3 protein-coding genes are annotated in these 1,793 nt (G+C 44.8%); all 3 read right to left on the bottom strand.

The features are described from left to right. The coding region (locus DD606_RS26240) for a hypothetical protein (protein ID WP_219824235.1) at nucleotides 1-325 on the bottom strand (325 nt) is incomplete at its 3' end. Nucleotides 326-329: 4 nt separating this feature from the next. Continuing rightward, nucleotides 330-902 (bottom strand): hypothetical protein, encoded by a 573-nt coding sequence (locus DD606_RS24940; RefSeq protein ID WP_129259441.1) that lies wholly within the window; start codon nucleotides 900-902, stop codon nucleotides 330-332. A gap of 182 nt (nucleotides 903-1,084) precedes the next feature. Then, nucleotides 1,085-1,357 (bottom strand): hypothetical protein, encoded by a 273-nt coding sequence (locus tag DD606_RS24935; RefSeq protein ID WP_129259439.1) that lies wholly within the window; start codon nucleotides 1,355-1,357, stop codon nucleotides 1,085-1,087. Nucleotides 1,358-1,793: the final 436 nt, after the last annotated feature.

Raw genomic sequence — 1,793 nt, 5'->3', positions numbered from 1 at the left:
CCGAAAGCGACACAGTCGTTTGAATCTCCTTTCTTGTGTCAACTGCGTCTAGAGATCTGCTTCTTTCGTCTTCAAGAATCTCCATGGTTGAAAACTCCTGAAACCATCTCCAACACAAAACCATGAACATACCTATTCCATTTAAAGTGAAGGAAAAAAATCTTGTCTTCTCTAAAGACTGTGTATGCAATGTCGATGAACATAGAGACGGAGTGACAAACCGTTCATCAAGCAGATGCAAACAATGCGCTGGAATCTTTTCTGTTTGATCGAAATCAATCAATTGTGGCAAATCACAATGGAAATGCCCATGCTTGGTGCTCATACAATCATGTGCTCGTTCGGAAACCGTGTGATGCCAAGGAAGAGACATGGAATGTGATTCCTTGAATGCATATTTTCAGCTTTTCATGAGAAATCCGCATACATTCGTGCTCATTCATGAGTGAAACGTGCTCAACGTACAATATGTCATGCCTAGGAAAAGGGATCACATAAGGACGCTGACTAAAATACAGGAAACGATCACGAATGAAACACTCGAACAATGCGTGCGTATCAATCATGGGAACACATAATACTTCCTGTGAGGGTTCTTTGGACCTAGGCTCGAGAGCCAAGATCGGTTCTTCCTTAAGGATCGATTCGTCCTGGTGGGGTTCTTTGGACCTCGACTCGAGAGCCAAGATCGGTTCTTCGTGATTGATCGAATCTGCAACGAGGTTAGCTTCGCTAGAAAAAGCATCAACTAACTCATCATCCTTGTGAACAATCACATCATCTTCATGCAACTCATCATGCTTGTGAGAAATCACATCTTGATCATGCAAATCATCATGCTTGTCATTGGCAATCCAAATCATCATGCTTATCTTTGTCATCCAAATCATCATGCTTGTCATTCAAACCATCATCATGCTTCACACAATCATGCAAATCCTGTGTGTCATGCTTTGGAGAAGAAGAGACTGAGAGAGTCTCCTTTCCCCAAATCTCTTGCATCTGTGCCTGAACTTGAGAATAGAGTCGCCAAAACTCTTTGTTGTGGTGGTCGCTCTTTTCTTTGAGGGCTTTGTTCTTGCGATCAAATTCTGCTTGTCTTGCTTTGTTTCTCTCGTGCTATGGCTGCCATTCTTTCTTGGTACTTACGCTCGATGGTTGCCATGTCTTCTTCGTAGGATTTTCTTTCTACTTCTCTTTCTTGGTCCAACTTCTCCATAGGAGTTAGTGCAATCTTTGTCGTAGATGGAAAAGGGGGAGGGTCGGAAAAACCTCTTGGTGGGGAAAATTCTTCTTCACCTCTCTCATGCTCATCACCTCCAAGCGAAGTATCCATTCCGCTTTGAGTGATGACCATTCTGCAATCGTGGGTTCTTGTGGGTTCTTGTGGGTTCTTAAGTTCACGAGGAACTTGGGTTCTTGGGGGTCTTGGGTTCTTGAGGTTCTTGAGGTTCTTCTTTCGCTTGCAATCTGTGTTTGAGAAGGATCTTCTCTTCACCCGAGTTTTGCTCTTGTCCGGGGGCGCACCCCTTGGCGGCCTTGCGCTCACACCAAGGTTGCTTTTTCCCACCTCACGTCGATTGGCTGGCCGCTAAGTGCATAGTGCGCTCTCAATGAGTGAAAAGAGGCACAAGGGGAGGCTGGACAAGCCCTTCTTTCCTGGGATTCCTGTCACTCTTCAAAAACACGATTAGGAATCGACACGCCCAAGCGAACTTGGGTTCGTGCGACCCCAGCAAGCAAAAAGAAATCTTGTGATTCTTGTGGTTCTTTCCTTGAGTAATACAGAACAC

It is taken from the genome of Enterobacter cloacae complex sp. GF14B (genome assembly GCF_004136805.1).
GTDB classification, from domain to species: domain Bacteria; phylum Pseudomonadota; class Gammaproteobacteria; order Enterobacterales; family Enterobacteriaceae; genus Enterobacter; species Enterobacter hormaechei_C.
The sequence above is the reverse complement of the archived record's forward strand: the minus strand, read 5'-3'. Positions and strand labels throughout refer to the sequence as shown.

Excerpts from the sequence above, each read along its gene's own strand:
- DD606_RS24940 (WP_129259441.1), bottom strand. The coding sequence starts at position 902 with ATGACAAGCATGATGATTTGGATGACAAAGATAAGCATGATGATTTGG.
- DD606_RS24935 (WP_129259439.1), bottom strand. The coding sequence starts at position 1,357 with ATGGTCATCACTCAAAGCGGAATGGATACTTCGCTTGGAGGTGATGAG.